22 protein-coding genes are annotated in these 23,589 nt (G+C 60.6%); 15 read left to right on the top strand and 7 right to left on the bottom strand.

Going from position 1 to position 23,589, the window contains the following annotated elements:
* Positions 1-4 precede the first annotated feature (4 nt).
* The 13 genes from cyoE to EDC38_RS15425 all read left to right on the top strand — a co-directional run bounded on the left by cyoE (position 5) and on the right by EDC38_RS15425 (position 14,544).
* Positions 5-931 (top strand): heme o synthase, encoded by a 927-nt coding sequence (gene cyoE / locus EDC38_RS15485; protein WP_123639439.1) that lies wholly within the window; start codon positions 5-7, stop codon positions 929-931.
* Between the two features lie 29 nt (positions 932-960).
* Entirely contained in the window at positions 961-1,641 is a 681-nt protein-coding gene (locus EDC38_RS15480) for an SCO family protein (protein WP_123639438.1), read from the top strand.
* Positions 1,642-1,864: 223 nt separating this feature from the next.
* Positions 1,865-4,660 carry a TonB-dependent receptor gene (locus EDC38_RS15475; RefSeq protein WP_170162968.1) on the top strand — a complete coding sequence of 932 codons (2,796 nt, stop codon included), beginning with the start codon at positions 1,865-1,867 and terminating at the stop codon, positions 4,658-4,660.
* A gap of 66 nt (positions 4,661-4,726) precedes the next feature.
* Positions 4,727-6,235 carry a tryptophan halogenase family protein gene (locus EDC38_RS15470; RefSeq protein WP_123639436.1) on the top strand — a complete coding sequence of 503 codons (1,509 nt, stop codon included), beginning with the start codon at positions 4,727-4,729 and terminating at the stop codon, positions 6,233-6,235.
* A gap of 156 nt (positions 6,236-6,391) precedes the next feature.
* Positions 6,392-7,681, top strand: a complete 1,290-nt coding sequence (fucP, locus tag EDC38_RS15465) for an L-fucose:H+ symporter permease (RefSeq protein ID WP_123639435.1) — start codon at positions 6,392-6,394, stop codon at positions 7,679-7,681.
* Positions 7,678-8,520 carry an amidohydrolase family protein gene (locus EDC38_RS15460; protein WP_123639434.1) on the top strand — a complete coding sequence of 281 codons (843 nt, stop codon included), beginning with the start codon at positions 7,678-7,680 and terminating at the stop codon, positions 8,518-8,520. Before fucP ends, EDC38_RS15460 begins: the two co-directional genes overlap by 4 nt.
* 66 nt (positions 8,521-8,586) lie before the next feature.
* A complete protein-coding gene (locus tag EDC38_RS15455; RefSeq protein WP_123639433.1) occupies positions 8,587-9,387 on the top strand; it encodes an IclR family transcriptional regulator in 801 nt (266 codons plus the stop codon).
* Between the two features lie 128 nt (positions 9,388-9,515).
* Entirely contained in the window at positions 9,516-10,550 is a 1,035-nt protein-coding gene (locus tag EDC38_RS15450) for an aldo/keto reductase (RefSeq protein ID WP_246004470.1), read from the top strand.
* 3 nt (positions 10,551-10,553) lie between these two features.
* Complete coding sequence (locus tag EDC38_RS15445; RefSeq protein WP_123639431.1) at positions 10,554-10,898, top strand: UxaA family hydrolase; 345 nt, start codon at positions 10,554-10,556, stop codon at positions 10,896-10,898.
* Complete coding sequence (locus tag EDC38_RS15440; protein ID WP_211331159.1) at positions 10,895-12,112, top strand: UxaA family hydrolase; 1,218 nt, start codon at positions 10,895-10,897, stop codon at positions 12,110-12,112. Before EDC38_RS15445 ends, EDC38_RS15440 begins: the two co-directional genes overlap by 4 nt.
* A 1-nt stretch (position 12,113) precedes the next feature.
* The gene (locus EDC38_RS15435) at positions 12,114-12,839 is read left to right on the top strand and encodes an SDR family oxidoreductase (RefSeq protein ID WP_123639430.1); all 726 of its coding nucleotides are present in this window, start codon (positions 12,114-12,116) and stop codon (positions 12,837-12,839) included.
* 28 nt (positions 12,840-12,867) lie between these two features.
* Complete coding sequence (locus EDC38_RS15430; protein WP_123639429.1) at positions 12,868-13,716, top strand: fumarylacetoacetate hydrolase family protein; 849 nt, start codon at positions 12,868-12,870, stop codon at positions 13,714-13,716.
* A 45-nt stretch (positions 13,717-13,761) separates the two neighbouring features.
* Entirely contained in the window at positions 13,762-14,544 is a 783-nt protein-coding gene (locus EDC38_RS15425; RefSeq protein WP_170162967.1) for a platelet-activating factor acetylhydrolase IB subunit, read from the top strand.
* 43 nt (positions 14,545-14,587) lie between these two features.
* Here EDC38_RS15425 and EDC38_RS15420 read toward each other — a convergent pair whose 3' ends face one another.
* The 5 genes from EDC38_RS15420 to EDC38_RS15400 all read right to left on the bottom strand — a co-directional run bounded on the left by EDC38_RS15420 (position 14,588) and on the right by EDC38_RS15400 (position 17,888).
* Positions 14,588-15,448, bottom strand: coding sequence for a UDP-2,3-diacylglucosamine diphosphatase (locus EDC38_RS15420; protein WP_246004469.1), 861 nt, complete (start codon positions 15,446-15,448; stop codon positions 14,588-14,590).
* Between the two features lie 114 nt (positions 15,449-15,562).
* Entirely contained in the window at positions 15,563-15,778 is a 216-nt protein-coding gene (locus tag EDC38_RS15415; RefSeq protein ID WP_123639427.1) for a hypothetical protein, read from the bottom strand.
* 92 nt (positions 15,779-15,870) lie between these two features.
* Positions 15,871-16,656, bottom strand: a complete 786-nt coding sequence (gene znuB, locus EDC38_RS15410; protein ID WP_024461895.1) for a zinc ABC transporter permease subunit ZnuB — start codon at positions 16,654-16,656, stop codon at positions 15,871-15,873.
* Positions 16,649-17,404 carry a zinc ABC transporter ATP-binding protein ZnuC gene (gene znuC / locus EDC38_RS15405; protein WP_024461896.1) on the bottom strand — a complete coding sequence of 252 codons (756 nt, stop codon included), beginning with the start codon at positions 17,402-17,404 and terminating at the stop codon, positions 16,649-16,651. The genes znuB and znuC overlap by 8 nt, the downstream gene beginning before the upstream one ends.
* Positions 17,397-17,888: a Fur family transcriptional regulator gene (locus EDC38_RS15400; RefSeq protein ID WP_024461897.1), complete on the bottom strand. Its 492-nt coding sequence runs from the start codon at positions 17,886-17,888 to the stop codon at positions 17,397-17,399. Before EDC38_RS15400 ends, znuC begins: the two co-directional genes overlap by 8 nt.
* 80 nt (positions 17,889-17,968) lie before the next feature.
* Here EDC38_RS15400 and EDC38_RS15395 point away from each other — a divergent pair, with 80 nt between their 5' ends.
* Positions 17,969-18,919 carry a zinc ABC transporter substrate-binding protein gene (locus tag EDC38_RS15395; RefSeq protein ID WP_123639426.1) on the top strand — a complete coding sequence of 317 codons (951 nt, stop codon included), beginning with the start codon at positions 17,969-17,971 and terminating at the stop codon, positions 18,917-18,919.
* Between the two features lie 145 nt (positions 18,920-19,064).
* Here the strand turns inward: EDC38_RS15395 and EDC38_RS15390 are convergent, their stop codons facing one another.
* Positions 19,065-19,343, bottom strand: a complete 279-nt coding sequence (locus EDC38_RS15390) for a hypothetical protein (protein WP_123639425.1) — start codon at positions 19,341-19,343, stop codon at positions 19,065-19,067.
* A gap of 363 nt (positions 19,344-19,706) precedes the next feature.
* On the opposite strand from EDC38_RS15390, the gene polA reads away from it, so the two are divergent.
* Positions 19,707-22,433 (top strand): DNA polymerase I, encoded by a 2,727-nt coding sequence (gene polA / locus EDC38_RS15385; protein ID WP_024461900.1) that lies wholly within the window; start codon positions 19,707-19,709, stop codon positions 22,431-22,433.
* 370 nt (positions 22,434-22,803) lie between these two features.
* Here polA and yihA read toward each other — a convergent pair whose 3' ends face one another.
* Entirely contained in the window at positions 22,804-23,457 is a 654-nt protein-coding gene (gene yihA, locus EDC38_RS15380) for a ribosome biogenesis GTP-binding protein YihA/YsxC (protein WP_123639424.1), read from the bottom strand.
* Between the last annotated feature and the right edge of the window lie 132 nt (positions 23,458-23,589).

Below are 23,589 nucleotides of genomic sequence, written 5' to 3'. Positions count from 1 at the left end.
TCCCATGGCGAAAATAATTGATAACACGCGCACCTCCGGATCCAGCATGAGCTGGCGAGATTATTACGAGCTGTGCAAGCCCAATGTGGTGTTGCTGATGATCCTGACGTCGGTCATCGGCATGCTGTTGGCCGTGCCCGGTATGGTTCCGTTGGATGTGCTGCTGATCGGCAATCTGGGTATCGCGCTGTGCGCCGGTTCTGCCGCCGCCGTGAATCACCTGGTGGATCGCCATGTGGACCAGAAAATGGCCCGCACGTTTAACCGCCCCGTGGCCAAAGGCCGGGTCGAGCCCCTGCAGGCGGCGACTTTCGCTCTGGTCATTGGTAGCCTGGGTCTGGCGCTGCTGGTGGTGTTCATCAACACGCTGACCGCCGTGCTCACTCTGGTGTCGCTGCTGGGCTACGCCGTGGTCTACACCCTGTTTCTCAAGCGCGCTACCCCTCAGAACATTGTCATCGGTGGTATCGCCGGTGCCGCGCCTCCGCTGCTGGGGTGGACGGCGGTGACCGGTGAAATTCACGGTCATGCGCTGCTGCTGGTACTGATCATTTTTGCCTGGACGCCCCCGCATTTCTGGGCCCTGGCGGTGCACCGCAAAGACGAGTACGCCAAGGCGGACATTCCCATGCTCCCGGTGACCCACGGCGAGCAGTACACCAAACTGCACATCCTGCTGTACACCGTGATCCTGATATTGGTGACCATGCTGCCCTATATCACCGGCATGCTGAACTGGCTGTACCTGCTCGGTGCCCTGGTGCTCGGGGCGGGTTTCCTCTATTGGTCCCTGGCATTGATGTTCAGCAAAAAGCCCTCAGTGGGGATGGATACTTTCAAGTACTCCATCATCTACCTGATGGCGCTGTTTGTGGTGATGTTGCTGGACCACTACCTGCTGCCCGTGCCGACCGACTATCTGCGCCTCTGACCAATCCCTGATGTACCGGAGTCAAGCCTGTGAGTGACACTGCCCCCACCCCCGACAATCGCCGCGCTCGACAGCAGCGCGGAATCCGCCGCACTGTGGCTATTCTGGTTGCTGTCGTGGCAGTGGTCGTCGGCCTGCAGGTTTACAAGGTGACCCGGGATCCGCCGCTGGATCGGGAGGCGCTGCGTGAACAGGGTACCCTGGTGTTCGAGCAGCCCCGTCGGGTCAGTGACTTTGAGCTGGTGGACCATCGGGGCGAAACATTCACTCCGGAGCAGCTTAAGGGCCAGTGGACACTGGCCTTCTTCGGCTTCACCCAATGCCCGGATATCTGTCCCATGGCGATGGCGGAATTGGCCCGGACCATGGATGAACTTCCACCAGAGTTGGCCGAGCGCACCCAGGTACTGCTGGTTACCCTGGACCCAGCGCGGGACACTCCGGAGGTACTGGCGGAGTACGTGCCCTATTTCCATGAGGACTTTGTCGGCGTCACCGGCGAGTTCCTGACCCTCAAACGACTGGCCAATGAGGTCAACGTCGCTTTTGCCAAGGTCACCCTGAGCGACGACGACTACACGGTCGATCACAGCGGCAATATCGTCCTGTTCAACCCCATGGGCGACTACCACGGCTTCTTCAAGCCGCCGTTTGACCCGGCCAAGCTGGCTGAACATTACCGTTCCATCAGCGCTGCCTTCGCACACTAATACCCTCGCTTTCCCCCGATCTCTCCCCGCTCCGGCCATCGCTGGAGTGGGTGCGTACCTGTGGCTCTTCCTAGCCCACTCTGGGTTATGAAAATTTTACATAAGAAATAATTTGCACCAATGAAACTTTTTAGTTATAACTAAGACGTGAAAATTGGCTTTGCCCGAATCGGGCAGGCGAACTCCCAATACAACAATGATAGAGAGCCAGAGGAGCAGCAGAATGATAAAACCCAAACAGCGAGGATACCCCCGGGGTGTCGCACTGATCGGCACCTGTGTATCCACCGCCGCGTTGATGGCTCTGGGGGCATTGACCCCGGCCCTGGCGCAAACCAGTGATGCTCAACAGCAGACCATTGAAGAGGTGGTGGTCACAGGCCTGCGTGCCAGCCTGCAGTCCGCACAGGCGATCAAGCGGGATTCCAGCGTGATCGTGGACTCCATTGTCGCCACCGATATCGGTAAGTTGCCTGACGTCAACGTGGCCGAAGCCCTGCAACGCATTTCCGGTGTCCAGATTGCCCGTAATCGGGGTGAGGGTAGCGAAGTCTCCATTCGGGGCCTGACTCAAGTGCGAACAGAGCTGAATGGCCGGGATATATTTTCCACCACCGACGGTCGGGCCTTGAGCTTTGAGGACGTGCCCTCCGAATTGCTCGCTGGGGTGGACGTCTACAAAAACCCGGCTGCCAATCAGATTGAGGGCGGTATCGGGGGCGTGGTGAACCTGCGCACCCGGATGCCGTTTGACGCCGACGGGCGTCTGATCAGCGCGGCCGTCAGTGGCACTCATTATGATGTGCGTGACGATGAGGGCTACGGCGCTTCGGCACTCTATTCGGACCGCTGGGAGACTGACGCAGGGGAGTTTGGCTTTCTCGCCAACCTGTCCTACAGCGAAGCCCTGTTCCGGGAAGACGCGATTATCGTTGAACCCTTCTTTACCCGGACCGATATTCCCGGTTTCATCGACCAGGAAGTGGAAGTGGCCTCCGGGGGCGGTATCTCCTCCTGGAACGGCGATCGCGACCGCACGGGCGCGGCGCTGGCCTTCCAGTGGGCGCCCAATGATGACCTGGAACTTTACGCGACCTACCTTACCTCCCAGTACGAATTCTATGATCCCCAGACGGGCATTTTTGCCTACGGTGCCGGTGAAGGCGGCAGCCTGACACCGGTGGAAGACAGCTTCAGTTTCGACAGTGACGGCAATCTGCTGACCGGCGGTTTCGCCAACCCACCGTTCCAGAGCTTCACCCGTGATGCCATCCGCGATTCGGAAACCACCGACTACGCCACCGGGTTTGTCTGGCAGGTGCGGGATGACATTCAGTGGAGCGGCGACCTCCAGTATGTGGACTCCGAAACCACCTATCGGGACGTCACCGGTTTTGGCGGTTTTACCGCTGAGCGTGAATTTTATCTGGACCTGACCGGTTCCGAGCCCGAATTCCGTGTCGAACCGACCGGTGTGTTGGAGAGCCGGAGCGGCTACGTTTACGAAGCCATGATGAACCGCACGGCGGACAATACCGGTGATGAAACGGCCGTGCGCTCTGACCTGGAATGGGATTTCGATGAAGGTGGCCTGATGCGCTCCTTTACCACGGGCGTGCGCTACACCACCAAGGATATCGAAACCCGGGATTCGGGCTTCGTCTGGTCAGCCATTTCGGGGCCGCCAGCCTGGGATGGCAGCGATCTCTCGGTGGCCGAATACGAAGAGTTTCCCGAATACAGCGTTCTGGACCCTCATCAGGACAGCTTCTGGCGAGGCGACGGTGCCCAGCGTAATTTCGGACCACACTTTGTCATCTCCCCGGACCTGATGAGCAATCATGCCCAGGCGCTTGAAGTGCTGGGTAACCTGAACCCGGATTCCGGTGCGCCCACCGAGTTCTCAGAGAAAAATCAAATCAATATCCAGGGCGAAGAGACCAGCGCGATATACGCGATGGTGGACTTCGGTATGGATGATGCGCCCTTGCCATTTGATGGCAACCTCGGGGTGCGTGTGGTCAGCACCGATGTCGAGGCCAGTGGTGTTCGTACCCTGACCTATCGCACCGCCGATGACACCGGCACTGACGTTCAGGAGCAGTCGCCCATTGTGGTGGATCAGAGTTACACCGAAACGCTGCCCAGCCTGAACCTGCGATTTTTCCTTCGGGACAATCTCTATTGGCGTATTGCCGCGTCCAAGGGCTTGTCCCGACCGTCGTTCGCGAACCTGTCCGCCAACTTCACTCTCAGTGAAAACTACGTTGACGACGACAGCAATCCGGAGACGCCGCCCGTCTACGAAGACTCCACCGGTTCTGGCGGCAACCCGGGTCTCAAGCCACTCACCGTGGACCAGTGGGACACCGCGCTTGAGTGGTACTACAGCCCCTCAAGCATGATGTACGCCACCCTGTTCCACAAAGATGTGCAGAACTTCGTCCAGAATGGTGTGTACGACGCCCAGTTCGAAGTGCCCGGCAAAGGCGTTCAGACCTTTGAAATCTCTGCGCCGGTCAACGGGGAAAAAGGCACGATCAAAGGGTACGAGATCGGGCTGCAGAGTTTCTTCGAGTTCCTGCCCGCGCCCTTTGATAATCTGGGTGTCCAGGCAAACTACACCTACGTGGATAGCGAAGCACCCAGTCCGACAGCAGTGGACAGTGAGGGCAATCCGCTGTTGGTACCCCTGGAAGGCCTCTCGGAAGACAGTTACAACCTGGTGATGATGTACGAAACCGACAACTGGTCGGCACGCCTGGCTTACAACTGGCGCGACTCCTGGGTGATCACCACTTCGGGCAACGGAACGGGCAACCTGCCCATCTATAACGACGACTATGGTCAGATGGACGCCTCATTGAGCTACGACTTCAATGATACTTACAGTATGTCGTTTGATGTGGTAAACCTGCTGGATGAAAACAACTTCACCTATCAGGCGTTTCCCAACCGGCCACGGGATTATGTGCTCAACGACCGACGCATAGGGCTGCGCTTCCGGGCCAATTTCTGATAGGTTGATCGCGATGTTTGGGGCTGCTTTGGCAGCCCCTTTTTTCCGATTGACGGGATAACAAGAATGACCCAGACCAATAATTTTGTTCGCCGGATCGCCATTGTCGGTGGTGGTACGGCGGGCTGGATGATGGCCGCCGCTCTGAGTAAAACCCTGAGCCGGCATCCCTGCGAAGTCGTACTGATCGAGTCCCCCGATATTCCCACCGTCGGCGTGGGCGAAGCCACCATTCCCCCCATCCAACTCTTCAACCGTCTGTTGCAGATTGACGAACACGAATTTCTGCGGGAGACCCGGGGCACCTACAAGTTGGGCATCGAGTTTGTGGACTGGTTTAAACAGGGACAGACTTACTTTCATCCCTTCGGGCGCTATGGCGCGGATATCCATAATGTTCCCTTCCACCAGTACTGGCGCAAACTGCACCAGTTGGGTGAAGGCGGTTCGCTCGGTGAATATAGCCTCCCGACCGTCGCCGCCTATCGCGGCACTTTCTCCCCGCCGGACGACAACCCCCGTTCGGTGCTTTCCAAGATGGCCTACGCTTACCACCTTGATGCCGGGCTCTACGCGGATTATCTGCGTCGTTACGCCGAGGCCCGGGGAGTGCAGCGTCTGGCCCGTCGCGTTCAGGGTGCCACCGTGCGCCCCGACGATGGCTTCATAGAGTCGGTGGTGTTTGACGATAACAGCCGACTGGAAGCGGATTTCTTTATCGACTGTTCCGGCTTGCGGGGTCTGTTGATTGAGGAAACCCTGCACACCGGTTACGAAGACTGGCGCCATTGGTTGCCCTGTGATCGGGCCGTGGCCATGCCCTGCGAGGCACCGGAAGCGCCGCGGCCCTATACCCGTTCCACCGCCCGGGAGGCGGGCTGGCAGTGGCGTATCCCTTTGCAGCATCGACTGGGGAATGGCTATGTGTACTGCAGCGATTACCTGACCGATGATGCGGCCGAGAGTACTTTGCTCGCCAACCTCGAAGGCGCGCCTCTGGCCGATCCCAAACGGCTACGCTTTACCACCGGTCGGCGTAAGCAGGCCTGGAATAAGAACTGTCTGGCGGTCGGGTTGTCCGCCGGGTTTATGGAGCCCCTGGAGTCCACCAGCATCCACATGATCCAGACGGCCATTGCCCGATTGATGACGCTGTTTCCGGATAACGCCTTCGATCCGGTTGATATTGCGGAGTACAATCGGTTGTCCGACATCGAGTACGAACGCATCCGCGATTTTCTGATCCTGCACTACAAAGCCACGGCGCGGGATGACAGTGAGTTGTGGCGCTATACCCGAGACATGGCGATTCCCGACAGTCTGCAACACAAGCTGGACCTGTATCAGAGTCGGGCCCGGGTGTTTCGCTATGACGAAGAGCTGTTTGCCGATACCAGTTGGATCGCGGTGTTTGAAGGGCAGGGCGTGGTGCCGCGCCGGTACGATCCGCTGGTGGACACCTATGACCTGGAGCAGCTCAGGGCCGTGGCGGCCAGGATGCGGCAGACGATCATCGCCGGCGCCGACAGCCTCCCTCGCCACGAGGAGTACCTCGCGCGGCACTGTACCGCCTGACGAGGCCTGGATAACACGGCCCGAACAAGAGGTTTCAATAATAAATATAGTTTTACATGTAAATTATTCCTGTGCTATACAGGAACCATAATAATCCCCTGCCGTAGACGGCTGGTCTGCCCCGGCAGGAGGCCACCCATTAGGAGAGTCAGTCCCATGCAGCCATCCTCCCGGACGACGTATCGGGCTCAGGTGCTTTCTGGTGCCGCTCTGTGGCTACCGCTTGTGCTGATCGTCAGCCTGTTCTTCATGTGGGGTGTGGCCAATAACCTCAATGACATCCTGATCACCCAGTTCAAGAAGGCCTTTGTCCTGAGTGACTTTGCCTCTGGTTGGGTGCAGTCGGCGTTCTATTTTGGTTACTTTGCGCTGGCCATTCCCGCTGCCCTGGCGATGAAACGCTTTGGCTACAAGGCGGCGGTGATTATTGGCCTGTTGTTGTACGGGCTGGGAGCGAGCCTGTTCTACCCGGCGGCGCTGGCGCATGAATACAGCTATTTTCTGCTGGCGCTGTTTGTCATTGCCTGCGGTCTGGCCTTTCTGGAGACCTCTGCCAACCCGATGATCGTGGCCATGGGCGACCCCGAAACCGCCGAGCGGCGTCTGAATTTTGCCCAGTCTTTCAACTCCCTCGGGACCATTTCCGGAGTACTCATTGGCCGGGAGTTTATTCTTTCCGGCGTGGAGCACAGTCCCGACGCGCTGGCGCTGATGAGTGAGGCGCAGCGAACCGCCTTCTACACCACCGAAGTGCAGGCCGTCGCCGGCCCCTATCTGGCCATTGCGGCGGTGGTCTTCTTCTGGGCGCTGGCCGTCGCTTGCGTGCGCTTTCCCCCTTTGGGAAATGGTCGTGAAGAGGAGGAGCGGGCTTTTCGGTTGGCTGACTTCCGGGCGCTCTTGAAAGAGCGTTATTACCTGTTCGGGGTCACGGCCCAGTTCTTTTATGTGGGCGCCCAGGTGTGCATCTGGAGCTATATGATCCGCTACGGTCAGACTGCCTTGCCCGGTGCGGGGGAAAAGACGCTGGCCGACTACCTGGCAGCCTCTCTGGTGGCGTTCATGATAGGCCGGTTCGTGGCCACCGCACTGATGGGACGCATTGCCCCGGCGCGCCTGATGCTCGCCTACGCCCTGATCAGCGTTGGTCTGTGTGCGGTCGCCATGCTGTTCCCGACGCAACTGGGGCTGCTGGCGCTGGTGTTCACCAGCTTTTTCATGTCCCTCATGTTCCCCACCATCTTCGCGCTGAGTATCAAAGGCCTAGGTCCATTGGCCAAGTCGGGATCCTCCCTGTTGATCATGGCGATCATTGGTGGCGCCATTATTACCGCATTGATGGGTCTGGTGTCGGACCTGACCCGTATCAATGTGGCCGTGGTCGTCCCTCTGGTGTGTTTTCTGGTGGTGGCGGCCTTTGCCCGGCGCACGCTGAGAGGCGCGCAATGACCGGCCTGGGAATCATTGATGCGCATCAGCACTGCTGGCAGCTGGCGCGACCGGAGTGCGCCTGGCCCACGCCGGAACTGCGGGCGATCTATCGCGATTTTGGCCCCGAGGATTTCTGGCGGGAAGCCTCTCCTAGGGGCGTGGTGGGCTCGGTACTGGTGCAGTCCCAGCCGAACGAGGCCGATACCCGGTATTTATTGACCCTGGCCGAGCGTTGGCCCTCCATCCTTGGGGTGGTGGGTTGGACGGACCTGGCCCGGGCGACGGCACCTGGGGCCGTCAGGGCGCTGGCTCAGACGCCCTGGCTGAAGGGGTTGCGGCCCATGCTCCAGGCGCTGCCCGCGGATGACTGGATTCTGCACCAGGCCAACCCCGACGCGCTGTCCACCATGGCCGAGCAGGGGCTGGTGTTCGATGCCCTGGTGTGCCCGAGACACTTGCCGGTTTTGTTGGCGTTGGCCCATCGCCACCCGGATCTGACCATTGTGATTGATCACGGGGCCAAGCCGGATATCGCCGGAGGGGGATTGAAAGGCTGGCAGCAGGCCCTGAAGGCACTGGCGGCCTGTCCCCGGGTGTACTGCAAACTCTCGGGGCTGGCGACCGAGTTGGCAGAGGGGCAGTCCTGGGAGGACTTGCCCCCCTACATTGATTCGGTTCTTGAGATCTTCGGCCCCGGGCGGGTGCTCTGGGGCAGTGACTGGCCGGTATTGAACCTAGCGGGAGACTACACTCGCTGGTTGGCCTTGGCTTGGCACAGGGTCAATGCCTGTGCTCCGAGGCAGGAGGCGGCCATATTCAGAGACAATGCCCGAAGGATATATCGTCTGGCGTTATAGCCCCGGTTCCAAAAAATGGCGCATCGTGACGCGCTACCTTGAATGATCGGTAATGGGATTCCTTGGATGAACGACGACAAAACTCGCAGAAAACCCGCAAATAGTGAGGCGGACGACGAACGTAAATACAAAGCGCCTGCACTGGAAAAAGGTCTGGACGTGCTGGAGTTGTTGGCGAGCAGTCGTGAGCCCATGACTACCTCCCAGATTGCCGCTCGTCTGGGGCGGTCGGTGAGTGAGTTGTTCCGTATGGTCCTGGCGTTGGAGTATCGGGGTTATATCGTGCCGGCGGAGGGGCGGGATGGTTATACCCTCAGCAACAAGCTGTTTGCCTTGGGCATTGCCCGGGCACCCACAAAAACCCTGATTGAACTGGCGCTGCCGGTGATGTCGGCGCTGGCCCGGGAAATCAGCCAGTCTTGCCATATCGCCATGGCCTCCGGAGACCAGATCGTCGTGATTGGGCGGATCGAGAACCCGGGAGATCTGGGGTTTTCGGTACGGGTCGGCTATCGGCGACCCCTGATCAAGGCAGCGTCGGGGCTGGCACTGTACGGTTTTCAGGCCGAAGACACCCAGGCGGTGATGCGCGGACAACTGGCGGCAGCGGGCGAAGCAGCCCTGGCGGAATTTGTGACCCGGGCTGAGGCCGCCCGTGCCCAAGGGTACGTGCGTACGCCCAGCGATTTTATCGATGGTGTGACCGACCTGTCGGCACCGCTGGTCGGTACACGGGGTGCGGTAGCCGCACTGACGGTACCCTTCGTGCGCTATCAGCCCGAGCGTTGCACGGTGGATGAGGCGGTTGAAAAGCTTTGCGCGGCGGCGGCCGGCCTCTCGACCAAACTCAGACAGCACAGCCTGTAAAGGGGCGTCGTTTGTGCCCGTCGCCATAAATCGGTTGACAGGGAGCCGATTTTTAATTTTACTTGTGATTAGGTTTTTAATTATAAAAACTTGTTCACAATGCATCAGGCGACTTAAAAAGGGCTATCGTGACGCAATCTCGCTCTCTGCAACGCCGACCACTGGGCCGCACGGCACTGACACTGCCGAAACTGGGGTTTGGTGCGGCACCCATCGGCAATCTTTACCGCCCGCTTTCTGAAGCCCAGGCACTGGCCACTGTTGCGAAGGCGCTCGACGAAGGTATCGACTATTTCGATACCGCACCCCACTACGGCTTTGGCTTGAGCGAACAGCGCCTGGGCTCGGCTCTGGCGGGCCGACCGTTAACCCTTTCGAGCAAAGTGGGCCGAACCCTTGAGCCTCTGGAGTCCCAGGCGAGTGACCAGGTCCGTTTCGGTTTTGCCGGTGGAGCCAATTTCACGCCGGTTTTTGATTACCGTTACGAGGCCGTGCAACGCCAACTGGATGAGAGTGCCCGGCGACTTGGCCGCCTTCCGGATATCGTTTATGCCCACGACCTGGGCCCCGTGACCCATGGTGCGCAGGATGGGGCTTACTGGCAGCAATTCTGCACCGGGGGTTACCGGGCGCTGGTCGAGCGTAAGGTCTCTGGTGACATTAAGGCCATAGGGCTGGGCGTCAATGAAATTGGCGTCTGTGAGCGGGCGCTGGCGGAGCTGGATCTGGACGTCCTGCTGCTGGCCGGTCGCTACACGCTGCTTGAGCAGGAAGCACTGACGAGCCTGCTTCCCGAGTGCGAGGCCCGGGGCGTGTCAGTGGTCATCGGTGGTGCCTTCAATTCCGGTGTACTAGCCACCGGGGTGCAAGTTCCCGGTCCTCATTATTACAACTATGAGCCTGCTCCGGCATCGGTCATTAAACGGGTCGCGGCGTTGGAGGCCGTGTGCACCGAGTTTGCCGTGCCGCTGCCCGCTGCCGCACTGCAGTTTCCCGCCGCCCACCCGGCGGTGGTCTCGGTGATCGCTGGCTGTGCCAGCGCCGCGGAAGTCGGCCAGGCCCGAGCCTGGATGGATGAGCCGATTCCTGCTGGATTCTGGGCGACGTTGAAATCCCGGGGGCTGCTCTCAGCTCAGGCACCCTGCCCTGCGGGAGTCCTATGACCCATGCGTGAACACCGTTCCGTATCGAGCGACGCTCTGATCCTGTTGCACCCGGACGACAATGTTCTGGTGACTACGCGAAGCTTACCCGAGGGCGCGACGATGACACTGGATGGCCAGCCGCTGGTGTTGACCGGCGCACTGCCTGTCGGCCACAAACTGGCTCGCCGCACCCTGGCTGCCGGCGACAAAATCTTCAAGTACGGGGTGCCCATCGGTTCGTTACTGGCACCGGTTGCCCGCGGTGAGTGGGTCCATATGCATAATATGACTAGCGATTACCTGGCCAGCCACACCCGGCAGTCTGGCAATCAGACCACCTCATCGTCACAGGAGTCGCACTCGTGAATGAATCCGTCGCCCCACTGCAGGGCTTTGTTCGCAGCGATGGCCGCAAAGGCATTCGCAATGTCGTGGTGGTCGCTTATCTGGTGGAGTGCGCGCACCACGTCAGCCGCCGGATCGCGCAACACTTTGACGATCTGGATGTGCACCTGATCGGTTTTCCGGGGTGCTTTCCCAACCAATACGCCAGTCGGATGATGCGCGCATTGACCACCCATCCGAACGTGGGCGCGGTGCTGCTGGTGTCCCTGGGCTGCGAGAGCATGGACCGGGATGCTCTGCGAGAGCATATTGCCGGCTCCGGCCGGCCGGTGGACCTGCTGGTGATTCAGGAGACCGGCGGCACGGCGGCCACCATCGCCGCCGGCATCGAAAAGGTCGGGGCCATGCGCACCGAACTGGCTGGTCAGTCCCCCGTACCCATGAGTCTCGATGAGCTGGTGGTGGGCACCATCTGCGGGGGCAGCGATGGCACCAGCGGCATTACCGCCAACCCCGCCGTGGGGCGTTGTTTTGATCACCTGGTCGCCGAGGGTACTGCCTGTGTTTTTGAAGAGACCGGCGAGCTGATCGGCTGCGAAGATATTATGGCGGAGCGGGCCGTGACCCCCGAGTTGGGCGAACTGATTCAGGCCTGTGTGGCCAAGGCGGAGCGCTATTATCGGACCATGGGGTTCGGCAGTTTTGCGCCGGGTAATGCCGATGGCGGACTCACGACCCTGGAAGAAAAATCCATGGGGGCCTACTCCAAATCCGGCGCCTCACCCATCAGCGGCCTGATCAAGCCGGGGGACATACCACCCAGCGGAGGCCTCTATCTGCTCGATGTGGTGCCGGATGGCGAGCCCCGGTTCGGTTTTCCCAATATCGCCGATAACGCCGAGATTGTGGAAATGATCGCCAGTGGCTGTCACCTCACGCTGTTTACCACCGGTCGGGGCTCGGTGGTGGGCTCGGCCATCTCGCCGGTCATCAAAGTGTGCGCCAACCCGGAAACCTATCAGCGCCTGAGCGAGGATATGGATGTGAATGCCGGTAAGATTCTGACCGGCGAGGCCAGTCTGGATGACGTTGGTGAAGAAATCTATCAGCGTGTCAAAGCGGTCGCCGCCGGTGAACGCAGTGTGTCCGAAGCACTCGGGCACCAGGAATTCATCCTCACCTACAAGTCATTTGAACCCATCGGACCCGGCTGTCTGCCGGTACGGCAGGTGTAACATGGCCCGTCTCTCTGGAAAAACCGCCCTGGTAACCGCCGCCGGGCAGGGCATCGGCAAGGCCACCGCCGAGCACTTCGCCCGGGAAGGCGCGCGCGTCATTGCGACCGATATCAATGCCGGGGCACTGGAATTGCTGGACATGGAAACCCGGCTACTGGATGTCACCGACGCCGTCGCCGTGAATGCGCTGGCGGAATCACTCGGCCGCATTGATGTGTTGTTCAACGGTGTGGGCTATGTGCATTCCGGTACCGTGCTTGACTGTGATGAAGCGGCCTGGATGCGGTCATTCGAAATCAATGTCTCCTCCATGCATCGCACCATCCGCGCTTTTTTGCCGGGTATGCTGGCGAGCGGTGGCGGTTCAATTATCAACATGTCCTCCGTGGCCAGCTCCATCAAAGGTGCGCCCAACCGCTATGCTTACGGCATGACCAAGGCGGCAGTGATCGGGCTGACCAAAGCGGTGGCCGCGGATTTCATCACCCAAGGGGTACGCGCCAACGCGATTTGTCCGGGTACCGTCCAGACGCCCTCCCTGGAGGAGCGGCTTGAGGCGACCGGTGACTATGAGGCGGCCTACCAGGCCTTCGTTGCCCGCCAGCCCATGGGTCGCATGGGGCTGGCCGAGGAAATCGCCCAACTGGCCGTGTATCTGGCCTCCGATGAGAGTGCCTTCACCACCGGCACCATCAACGTGATTGATGGTGGCTGGAGCAACTGACCGTTTTCGACACAAAAAGGGTTTTACTATGAAGTTATTGCGCTACGGCGAGCCGGGCCAGGAGCGTCCGGGTTTGCTGGATGCTCAAGGGCAACTGCGGGACCTGTCAGACCGGATTGAGGATGTCGCGGGCGCGATGCTCTCCGATGTCGAGCTGACCCGCCTCCGGGCGATTGATCCCGAAAGCCTTCCGCTGGTGTCGGGCCAGCCCCGTCTGGGGCCCTGTGTAGGGCAGGTGGGTAAATTCATCTGCATCGGTCTGAACTATGTGGACCACTGCGAAGAAACCGGTCAGGCCGTTCCTGAGGAGCCGGTGGTATTCATGAAAGCCACCAGTGCCATCTGCGGCCCCAACGACGGCATTCTCACTCCCCGAAAATCGGAAAAACTGGATTGGGAAGTGGAATTGGGGGTGGTGATTGGCCGAGAGGCCCGCTACGTCTCTGAGAGTGAGGCGGAAAGCTGCATCGCCGGCTACTGCGTGGTGCACGACGTATCTGAGCGTGAGTTCCAGTTGGAACGTGGTGGTCAGTGGGACAAGGGTAAGGGCTGTGACACCTTTGGTCCCCTCGGTCCCTGGCTGGTCACCCGCGATGAGATCGATAATCCGCTGGATCTAGGCATCTGGCTGGAAGTCAATGCTCAGCGCTACCAGCAATCCAACACCCGGAATATGGTGTTCAGCCCCCACCAGTTGGTGGCTTACCTCAGTCAGTTTATGAGCCTGCAGCCGGGTGATATCATTTCCACCGGCACACCGCCCGGTGTAGGGCTGGGGCAGACCCCCCCTGTCTATCTGAAGCCCGGAGACCAGGTGTGGCTGGGTATAGACGGGTTGGGTGAGCAGCGTCAGACCGTGTTGCCACCGCTAGAATGAGTGCCCGGTGCCACGAGATTAATAATCACAATGAGGACAATACCCATGATTCGAAGGACTCCCGCGCTTTTACTGATACTACTGGCAACCCTCTCGGGCTGTACCACCTCCGGCGAGCCGGACCACAAGACTGAGCAACAGGAGGCCACCGTGCCCGCCTTGACCCTGGCGCCCCTGGAAGAGGAGTGGGCCATCGACTGGTGGATGCCCCGTCACGAGGAAAAGTTGGCCGCCCGGGCGAGCGATCCGGAACTGGTGTTTCTGGGCGATTCCATTACCCAGGGCTGGGAAGGTGAGGGGGCCGAGGCGTTTGAAGCGACGTTTGGTCAGTGGCGTACCCTGAACCTGGGGTTCAGCGGCGACCGCACGGAAAACGTGCTTTGGCGGTTGGAGCACGGGGAAGTGGAGGGCATTGATCCGAAGCTATTGGTGATGATGATCGGGACCAACAACACCGGACACCGGATGGATCCGCCGGAGGATGTGGCGGCCGGCGTCACGGCGATCGTCAACGAGCTGCGCCGCCGGTTGCCGGACACCAAGATTCTGCTGCTGGCCATCTTTCCCCGGGGGGAGACACCCGCCGATGAGATGCGGGCCAACAATCGCGACATCAACCGGATGATCCGTTCTCTGGCGGATGGCTCCGAGGTTTTTTACGCCAATGTGAACCGGGTGTTCATGGACGGACAGGGCCAGTTGCACTCCGACATCATGCCGGACCTGCTGCACCCCAACGCCGAGGGCTACGAGCGCCTGGCGGAGGCGCTGAAGCCGATGGTCCAGTCCCTGATGACCCGGGGAACGCTGCCGGCGCAAGAGCGCTGATCCCAGTCCCCGGGCCTGCCGGTGCTCACTTCCGGGAGATGGCTCAGGCGGCCTGAGCCGTTTCCGATGACGCCAGCGCCTCTTCGGGGGCGCTGGTGTGCCACTGCACCTGATCACTGTAGTGCAGCAGATGAATCTGTCCCTGGTGATCTTCCAGCAGGGCGGTGCAGCTCTCGATCCAGTCACCGGTGTTGGCATAGTGCATGCCGTTCTGCTCCAGCAGCGCGGCGGCGTGGATATGCCCACAGATCACCCCGTCAAAGCCCCGCCGCCGGGCCTCTTCCATGGCCTCGGTCTGGTAGGTCTCAATCGCCGCCCGGGCACCTTTGATATTGCTTTTGATCAGCCCGGCCAATGAAAAATAGGGACGACCGAACCAGCGCCGGAAACGGTTGGACCAGCGGTTGATGAACAGCAGCAGCTCGTAGGCCAGGTCGCCACCAAAGCGGGTAATCCAGCTCAGGTTGATGTAGGCGTCCATGGCATCGCCGTGCATGATCAGCCAACGTCGGCCATCGGCGCTCTGGTATTCGTGCTCCTCGGCGATTTCGATCGGCCCGAACAGGTCGCCGTCGAAGCGCCGCATGGGCTCATCGTGGTTGCCGGGCACGTAGATCACCCGCACGCCACGTCCGGCAAGCTCGTACAGCTTGAGCATCACCTGGTAGTGTTCGGCGGGCCAGCAGAAGCGCTTTTTCAGCGCCCAGAAATCGATCACATCACCCACCAGATAGAGCGTTTCACACTGGATGTCGTCCAGAAAGCGCAGCAGATATTGCGCCTTGCAGTCCCGGTTACCCAGGTGCAGGTCGGAAATCCAGATGGTTCGGCTGTTGATCAGTGGTGAGGGGTGTTTGGACGCCCGGTTTGGGGCTCGCATTGCGGGAGAGGTTGCGTCGGTCATTGAGGGTGTCCCGTCGGCCTGTGATGAGATCAGTCTGGCGGTGGGCAATGACGAAACGACAACAATGTGATGAAAATTTGATGACAGGAGCGCACTGCGGCGCCCCGGGTCGGGTCAGTGAGGTTCGCCGCTCTGGCTCAACCAGTCCAGCACCGCATAGCGGCTTTCCAGCATATCCCGATACACTTTCAGTACCTGGGGGTTGGGATTGGTCTGGCTTTCGAGACGGTGGAGGCGGTCGGTAAGGAAGGCAATATCCTGATGCACCTTCGCGGCGATAGCGTCACCGCGCACCGATTCTCTGCCGATGACGACGTTGGGGCTGGCCATAAGCACGTTCCTTCTGCACAACGTGAGTAGATAACCCAGTATTGCACAAAAATCGCACAATGAAAGCCGTCCGACGAAAATAATTTGCCCGGCTAAACCTCCGCCCGGCGCAGCAGCGAGAGGACAAACAGCCCCGTGGCGCACAGTACAATGGAGGGGCCCGCCGGACTGTCCCAATAGAAGGACGCCGCCAGCCCGCCGAGCACCGACAGCGCGCCAAGTAGGCTGGCGCCCAGAGCCATGGTTTCCGGGGTGTGGGTCAGCCGGCGGCTGGTGGCGGCGGGGATGATCAACAGGGCGGTGATCAACAGCACCCCGACCACCTTCATGGCGATGGCGATCACCAGGGCCATCAGCAGCATCAGAGCGGTGCGCACGGCGGTGACCGGAACCCCTTCCACCCGGGCCAGATCTTCATGCACGGTAATCGCCAGTAGCGGTCGCCAGAGCAGGAACAGCAGGACGGAGACCAGTACCGAAATCACCCAGATGGTGACCACATCCCCGGCGCTGGCGGAGAGGATGTCCCCGAACAGGTAGCCCAGCAAATCGATGCGGCTGTTGGTAAACAGGCTCACCATGACCAACCCCAGCGCCAGGGTGGAGTGAGACAGGATCCCCAGCAGGGTGTCAGTGGCCAGAAACCGGTTGTGCTGCAGAGCCACCAGAATCAGCGCCAGCAGCAGGCAGCCCAATGCCACGGCAAGATTCAGGTTGATATTCAGAAGCAGCCCGAAGGTTACCCCGAGCAGTGCGGAGTGGGCCAGGGTGTCGCCAAAATAGGCCATCCGGCGCCAGACCACGAGTGCCCCCAGGGGGCCCGCGACCAGAGTTACTCCGAGGCCGGCCAGCAGAGCATAGAGTAGAAAGTCAGGCATGCCGGTGTTGGTCCTTTTCCACAATGTTGCCGTGATCGTCGTGGGTGTGATCGTGATGGTGGGTATAGGGCGCCACCAGGGGCTTGGCGCTCTCGCCGAACAGGGCAATATACGCCGGGTCGTTGGTCACATGCTCGGGGTGTCCGTGGCAGCACACGTGCTGATTCAGGCAGATGACCGTATCGGTGGTCGCCATGACCAGGTGCAGATCGTGGGATACCAGCAACACCCCGCACTGGCGCTGGCGACGGATATCATTGATCAGCCGGTACAGGGCTTCCTGTCCGGTCACATCCACTCCCTGAACGGGTTCGTCCAGAACCAGGAGATTCGGGTCGCGCAGCAGCGCCCGGGCGAGCAGCACCCGCTGGGTCTCGCCGCCGGACAAGTTACTCATGGTGGCCCCGGTCAGCGACTCAATGCCGGTCAGTGCCAGGACCTCGTCCAGGGGCAGGCGAGGTGTGCCGCCCAGGGTGAGAAAGCGTTTGACGGTCAGGGGCAGACTCGGGTCGATATGCAGTTTCTGGGGCATATAGCCAATGCGCAGCCCCGGGCGGCGTTCGATCAGGCCCTCATCGGGCTGGATCAGCCCGAGTACGCAGCGCACCAGGGTGGTCTTGCCCGCGCCATTGGGGCCAATGAGGGTGACGATTTTGCCCGCTTCCAGGGTCAGGTCCGCACCCTGAAGAATCTCTCGTCCGCCCCGGCGCACCCCGACTTGGCGGGCGGTCAGAAGAGGTTCACTCATGCGCATGCTCCCGGCAGTCGGGGCACAGGCCGGTCACCTCCAGGGAGTGGCCTTCCAGTTGAAAGCCGGCGTTGTCCGCATTGGCCTGAATGGCATCGGTAATGGCGTTGCTTTCCATCTCCACGGCGACGCCGCAGGCCCGGCAGAGCAGAAAATGACTGGGGTGGCGGTGTTCCGGGCTGGGGCAGCCGACATAGGCGTTCAGGCCGTTGATCCGGTGGATCAGCCCCTGCTCCAACAGGAAATCGAGCGCCCGGTACACGGTGGGGGGAGCCACTCGACGGGTGGAGGCCTCCGCCAGCTGATCCATCAACTGATAGGCGCCCAGGGGTTTGTGACTTTGCCAGACCAGCTCGAGCACCTGCTCGCGCAGCGGCGTCAGGCGCGCTCCGCGCTCGGCGCACAGGCTGCGTGCGGACGCCAGGGCACTGCGCACGCAGTGGCCGTGGTTGTGATGTCGAAAGGCGATGGGGGTGTCGGTCATGGCCGTGCCTCGAAGCAAATGCTTTACTGCAAAGATGTTACACTATAACCTTTTACGCCCAATCACGCGAGTGTCTGACTATGCTGCCACCCAAGCCCCTGTTGTCATTCTGGTTTGCCGGATCTGCCGGTGGACGCGGCGTCGGGTACGCGCTGCTTTTATTGTGGGCTCTGGCGGCACCGGCCCGGGCCGAGGTAGAGGTGTTGACCAGCATCAAACCGCTGGCGCTGATCGCCGAGGCGGTGGTGGGGGACCAGGGCCGGGTGAGCCACCTGTTGCCGCCCAACGCCTCCCCCCACGACTACCCACTGAAAGTCTCCGATATGCAGCGGCTGGAGCAGGCCGACCTGGTGCTCTGGGTGGGGGAGGAGCTGGAGACCTTTTTGCGCCGCCCCCTTGGCAACCTGCCCGAAGACCGCCGCATGACCCTGCTCGACTTGCCCGCCCTGCACTGGCCGGATCGGGAGGAGGCGCACGAAGGTCACGGCCATGAAACCGATCATTTGGGCGGGCATCATCACGACCACGGCGGCCGGGATCCTCATCTCTGGCTGAACCCGGAGAACGGTCGAACGATCGCCACCGCGCTGGCCGAGCGCCTGGCGGTACTGGCACCGGCCCAGGCCGAGGGCTTTCGGGCCAGAGCCGCGGCACTGGCTGAGGTGCTTGAGGCGCTGGATCAGCGCCTCGAGTCCCGGCTGCATCCGCTGAGTGAAAGACCCTTTGCGGTGTATCACGAGGGATACAGCCATTTTGTCAGCCACTACCACCTGAACCAGGTGGCCTCGGTCACCGTGTCCCCGGAGCGGCGTCCGGGGGCGCGACATCTGTACGAGCTTCGCCAGCAATTGCAGGGCGCTGTGTGCCTGTTCACCGAACCCTATTACGATATGAGCTCTGCCCGCAGCCTGGCGGATGAGCTCGACCTGAAACTCGGTGAGCTGGATCTGCTGGGCGCGACCGAGTCGACCGACACTTACCCCGAGCTGTTGGAAGCGCTCGGCGAGGCGGTGGCGACCTGTCTGCAGTAGCCGAAACGCGGGACAAAAAAATCCCCGCTGGGCCACAGGCCGGGCGGGGAGACAAGCGAGGAGAGTAAGTCGTTACGACGCCCGGTAGCAGCCACCGGGCAGGGAGAAAACAAAGTGCCCGCCGGAAGCGGGCGCAAGCGAGGGGTTAAAGATCCGCCTGCAACTGACGGCTGAGCTTCTCGTTCAACCGCTCGTTGAGTTTTGCTTCCAGTTTCTCGTTCAGTTCCCGGGACTGCTTCTCCAGGTCCTGACGCATCAGGGTGTCCTGCTCGGTGCTGTCGCTTTCCGGAAGATCCCACTGCATGGCGACGCCGGCTTCTGCCGCGGCGATAGCCATGTTGGGTTGAGCGCCGGCAGTAACCCCTTCGGCGGCCGCGTTGGCGGCAAACAATACAGATACGATCATCAGGCCAAGTGTCTTCATGGTTTCGCCCTCCATGGGTTTCCCCAGATGGAAGCTGCTCACCTTGGTATAGAGCAGCTTGTGAATGTGTGTTTAGAGGGATCGCCTCTATGTGTTACCTATAGTAACACAGTTGTTACTATAGTCTAGTGGTATTTCATATTGATGATAAAAACGTGAGCGTTTTGTTAAGTAATTCGCATAGTTAGCGGTAATTCTGGAAGTGAAGCCTCAAAAATCACCGGGTAACAAGCCAGTAACAGACATCTGGTTATAAGGCGCGGCTGAATCCCCGCTCGGTTTTGGGGTATGCTTGCCCACAACCACATAGGATTAGACGCACAGCGTTGCAATTCAGATTCAGACTCAGAGACAAGAGACCTTATGACCCAGAAAGCCCCCCTGGTGTTGGTGGACGGCTCCTCCTACCTCTATCGCGCCTACCACGCCCTGCCGCCCCTGAATAACGCCAAAGGCCAGCCCACCGGGGCGGTGAAAGGTGTCATCAGTATGCTGCGCCGGCTGCTCAAGGACTTTCCGGAGAGCCCCGTTGCGGTGGTGTTCGACGCCAAGGGCAAGACCTTCCGCGATGAGCTGTTCGCCGAATACAAATCCCAACGCCCGCCCATGCCCGATGACATGCGCCCCCAGGTCCAGCCGATCAAGGACATTGTGGAGGCCATGGGCTTACCTCTACTGGTGATTGAGGGCGTGGAGGCCGACGATGTGATCGGTACCCTGGCCCACCAGGCCAGCGAGCAGCAGCGGGATATGATTGTTTCCACCGGTGACAAGGACATGGCGCAGCTGGTCAACCGCCACATTTCCCTGGTCAACACCATGACCGGCAGTCACCTCGATGAAGATGGGGTGAGGGAGAAGTACGGTTTTGAGCCGCCCCTGATGATCGACTACCTGGCCCTGATGGGGGACAAGTCCGACAATATTCCCGGCGTGCCGGGGGTCGGAGAAAAGACCGCCCGCGCGCTGATTGAGGGCCTGGGCGGCCTGGATGCAATCTACGACAACCTGGAGGCGGTGCGGGAACTGGGTTTTCGCGGGGCCAAAAAGATGCCGGAAAAGCTCGAGGAGAACCGGGATCAGGCCTACCTGTCCCGACAGTTGGCCACCATCAAAACCGATGTCGAGCTGGACCTGAGGCCGGAAGATATCGCCCGCGGAGAGCCGGATAACAATCGCCTGCGCGAGATCTTCACCGAACTGGAGTTTCGCACCTGGGTGGCGGAGCTGGAGCCGGCCGCCGAGGAGGGGGAGGCGCCGGCGGCCAGCGAGCCCGAGGTGGCGGTGGATTACGACGTGGTGACCGAGCAGGCGTCGCTCGATGCCTGGCTGAAGGCGCTCAAGAGTGCCGAGCTGTTTGCGTTTGATACCGAGACCACCAGCCTGCACGCCATGGAAGCCAAAGTGGTCGGACTGTCATTTGCCGTGGAACCCGGCAAGGCAGCCTATGTGCCCCTGGCGCACGATTACATGGGCGCGCCCGATCAGCTCGATCGGGACTCGGTGTTGGCGGCACTCAAGCCCCTGCTGGAGGATCCGAAAAAAGCCAAGGTGGGCCAGAACCTCAAGTACGACCGCAATGTGCTGCGCAATCACGGCATCGAGCTGCGCGGTATTGCCTTCGATACCATGCTGGAATCCTATGTGCTCAATTCCACCAGCGGCCGTCACGACATGGACAGCCTGGCGCTGCGCTACCTGGATTATCGCTGCACATCATTTGAAGACATTGCCGGCAAGGGCGCCAAACAGCTCACCTTCAACCAGATCAAAATTGACGACGCGGCCCCCTACGCCGCCGAAGACGCCGATGTGACCCTGCGCCTGCATCGCCGCCTCTGGCCCGAGCTAGAGAAAAACGATTCCCTGAAGCGAGTGTTCACTGACCTGGAAATGCCCCTGGTTCCGGTGCTGGCCAATATCGAGCGCAACGGCGCGTTGGTGGATGCCAAGGTTCTGGGGGAACACAGCCGGCAGTTGGGTGAGCGTCTGGCGCAGTTGGAAAAAGAAGCCCACGAGATCGCCGGTCGGCCCTTCAACCTGGGCTCCACCAAGCAACTGGGGGAAATCCTGTTCGACGAGCAGAAGCTGCCGGTGCTCAAGAAAACCCCCAAGGGTAAACCCTCCACCGCCGAAGAGGTGCTGCAGGAGTTGGCCCTGGACTACCCGCTACCCAAACTGTTGATGGAATACCGGGGCCTGAGCAAGCTCAAGAGTACCTACACCGACAAGCTTCCACTGATGATCAACAAGGCCACGGGGCGGATACACACCTCCTATCACCAGGCGGTGACCGCCACCGGTCGGCTGTCCTCCTCGGACCCGAACCTGCAGAACATTCCCATTCGCACCGAGGAAGGCCGGCGCATCCGCCAGGCGTTCATCGCCCCCAAGGGCTACAAGGTTCTGGCGGCGGACTACTCCCAGATCGAGCTGCGCATCATGGCGCACCTGTCGGAGGATAAAGGACTGCTGAACGCCTTTGAGCAGGAGCTGGACGTTCACAAGGCCACCGCCGCCGAGGTGTTCGGTACCGAGCTGGATAAGGTCACCCCGGAAATGCGCCGGCGCGCCAAGGCGATCAACTTTGGCCTGATCTATGGCATGTCCGCCTTCGGTCTGGCCAAGCAGCTGCACATTGGTCGCCAGGAAGCCCAGGAGTACATCGATCGTTACTTCGATCGCTACCCCGGGGTGCTGCGCTATATGGACAATACCCGCGCCCAGGCCCGGGAGCAGGGCTACGTCGAAACCCTACTGGGGCGGCGCCTGTACCTGCCCGAGATCAACGCCCGCAACGGCAACCTGCGCCAGGGTGCCGAGCGTACCGCCATCAATGCGCCCATGCAGGGCACTGCGGCGGATATTATCAAGGCGGCCATGATCGATGTGGACCGCTGGCTGCTGAAGGAGAAGCTGGACGCCCGGATCATGATGCAGGTGCACGATGAACTGGTGCTGGAAGTGGCCGAAGGCCAGCTGGACGCGGTGCGCGAGGGTATTGTCGAGCGGATGTCGAAGGCCGCTGACCTGAAAGTGCCGCTGCTGGTAGAGGCCGGAGTGGGGGATAATTGGGATCAGGCCCACTGAATTCTGGCCCTGTGATGCCGCGGGTAAAAAAATTTTCAGAGGGAGTGAACTTTCGGGGAGTATGCCTGGTCCGATAAAACATGAACAGTGTGTTTCATGTGCAACTCCCCTAACGTGGCATGACGCCACTTGGCTAACCGCTTTACTCAGCTACCCCGACCACTGGTCGGGTTTTTTTTGCCCGTCGATTGTGTGGCGCCGAGGCTTTACAAAACCTGACACACTCCGGAAGGCGGGGCCGGAACTTTCCTGAATGACCATCGTCTTAAAGAACAGACGCAACGATTGCAGTCTTTCCTCCGCTTAACTGGCGCCACCCCAAGGGTGCCAGTCATTGCCCCCGGCGGCCGCCCCCTGGTCGCCGGTTTTTTTATGTCCGGGGCTCAGAATCCTCACTTTCCTGTGCAACTTCCTGCACCGGCGTCAGCCATTCGGTCAGCTTGCGCTTCAGGTCGTCCACCCCGGTGCGCTTGAGTGATGAAAAACACTGGGCGGTCACCAGATCGCTCACGCCCGCCGCCTGCATCTGCTTGCGCACGGCCAGCAGGGTGCTGTTGGCCGGCCCGCGCTTGAGCTTGTCCGCCTTGGTCAGCAGGATATGCACCGGCATCTCCACTTCCACGGCCCAGTTGATCATCATGGAGTCAAATTCCTGCATGGGGTGGCGGATGTCCATCAGCAGCACCAGCCCCTGCAGGCAGTCGCGTTCCTGAAGGTACTCGGACAGGTTGCGCTGCCACTCCTCTTTCATGGCCCGGGCGACTTTGGCGTAGCCGTAGCCGGGCAGATCCACCAGGCGCTGGCCTTCGCCCACGCTGAAAAAGTTGATCAGTTGGGTGCGCCCGGGCGTCTTGCTGGTTCGGGCCAGTTTGGAATTGTCAGTCAGGGTGTTGATGGCACTGGATTTGCCCGCGTTGGAGCGCCCCGCGAAGGCGACTTCCAACCCGTTCTCCGGTGGACACTGATGAATACTGGGGGCGCTCTGTTCAAATGTGGCGCCGCGGAAGTTGATCTCTGTGGTCATAAAACCCTGCAAAAGCCTGTGTTATCCCATATAATGCGCGGTGCCCCGTTGGGGCCCCGGCGCGAAAAGTGGCCCTGGGGCCGGGTGGGGCAGCCGATTGTAGCCCGTAGGCGGCCAAATGTCGCCCGAACA

It is taken from the genome of Marinimicrobium koreense, from assembly GCF_003762925.1.
Lineage (GTDB): Bacteria > Pseudomonadota > Gammaproteobacteria > Pseudomonadales > Cellvibrionaceae > Marinimicrobium > Marinimicrobium koreense.
Note: the sequence above shows the minus strand (reverse complement) of the source record. Positions and strands in the feature narration are given on the sequence as shown.

Bases quoted from the DNA above. Each gene is read 5' to 3' on its own strand.
- yihA (WP_123639424.1), bottom strand. From the start codon at position 23,457: ATGACCACAGAGATCAACTTCCGCGGCGCCACATTTGAACAGAGCGCC.
- EDC38_RS15475 (WP_170162968.1), top strand. From the start codon at position 1,865: ATGATAAAACCCAAACAGCGAGGATACCCCCGGGGTGTCGCACTGATC.
- EDC38_RS15455 (WP_123639433.1), top strand. From the start codon at position 8,587: ATGAACGACGACAAAACTCGCAGAAAACCCGCAAATAGTGAGGCGGAC.
- EDC38_RS15430 (WP_123639429.1), top strand. From the start codon at position 12,868: ATGAAGTTATTGCGCTACGGCGAGCCGGGCCAGGAGCGTCCGGGTTTG.
- fucP (WP_123639435.1), top strand. From the start codon at position 6,392: ATGCAGCCATCCTCCCGGACGACGTATCGGGCTCAGGTGCTTTCTGGT.
- EDC38_RS15415 (WP_123639427.1), bottom strand. From the start codon at position 15,778: ATGGCCAGCCCCAACGTCGTCATCGGCAGAGAATCGGTGCGCGGTGAC.
- znuC (WP_024461896.1), bottom strand. From the start codon at position 17,404: ATGAGTGAACCTCTTCTGACCGCCCGCCAAGTCGGGGTGCGCCGGGGC.
- EDC38_RS15420 (WP_246004469.1), bottom strand. From the start codon at position 15,448: ATGACCGACGCAACCTCTCCCGCAATGCGAGCCCCAAACCGGGCGTCC.
- polA (WP_024461900.1), top strand. From the start codon at position 19,707: ATGACCCAGAAAGCCCCCCTGGTGTTGGTGGACGGCTCCTCCTACCTC.
- EDC38_RS15395 (WP_123639426.1), top strand. From the start codon at position 17,969: ATGCTGCCACCCAAGCCCCTGTTGTCATTCTGGTTTGCCGGATCTGCC.
- EDC38_RS15470 (WP_123639436.1), top strand. From the start codon at position 4,727: ATGACCCAGACCAATAATTTTGTTCGCCGGATCGCCATTGTCGGTGGT.
- EDC38_RS15390 (WP_123639425.1), bottom strand. From the start codon at position 19,343: ATGAAGACACTTGGCCTGATGATCGTATCTGTATTGTTTGCCGCCAAC.
- EDC38_RS15435 (WP_123639430.1), top strand. From the start codon at position 12,114: ATGGCCCGTCTCTCTGGAAAAACCGCCCTGGTAACCGCCGCCGGGCAG.
- EDC38_RS15445 (WP_123639431.1), top strand. From the start codon at position 10,554: ATGCGTGAACACCGTTCCGTATCGAGCGACGCTCTGATCCTGTTGCAC.
- EDC38_RS15460 (WP_123639434.1), top strand. From the start codon at position 7,678: ATGACCGGCCTGGGAATCATTGATGCGCATCAGCACTGCTGGCAGCTG.
- EDC38_RS15425 (WP_170162967.1), top strand. From the start codon at position 13,762: ATGATTCGAAGGACTCCCGCGCTTTTACTGATACTACTGGCAACCCTC.
- znuB (WP_024461895.1), bottom strand. From the start codon at position 16,656: ATGCCTGACTTTCTACTCTATGCTCTGCTGGCCGGCCTCGGAGTAACT.
- EDC38_RS15400 (WP_024461897.1), bottom strand. From the start codon at position 17,888: ATGACCGACACCCCCATCGCCTTTCGACATCACAACCACGGCCACTGC.
- cyoE (WP_123639439.1), top strand. From the start codon at position 5: ATGGCGAAAATAATTGATAACACGCGCACCTCCGGATCCAGCATGAGC.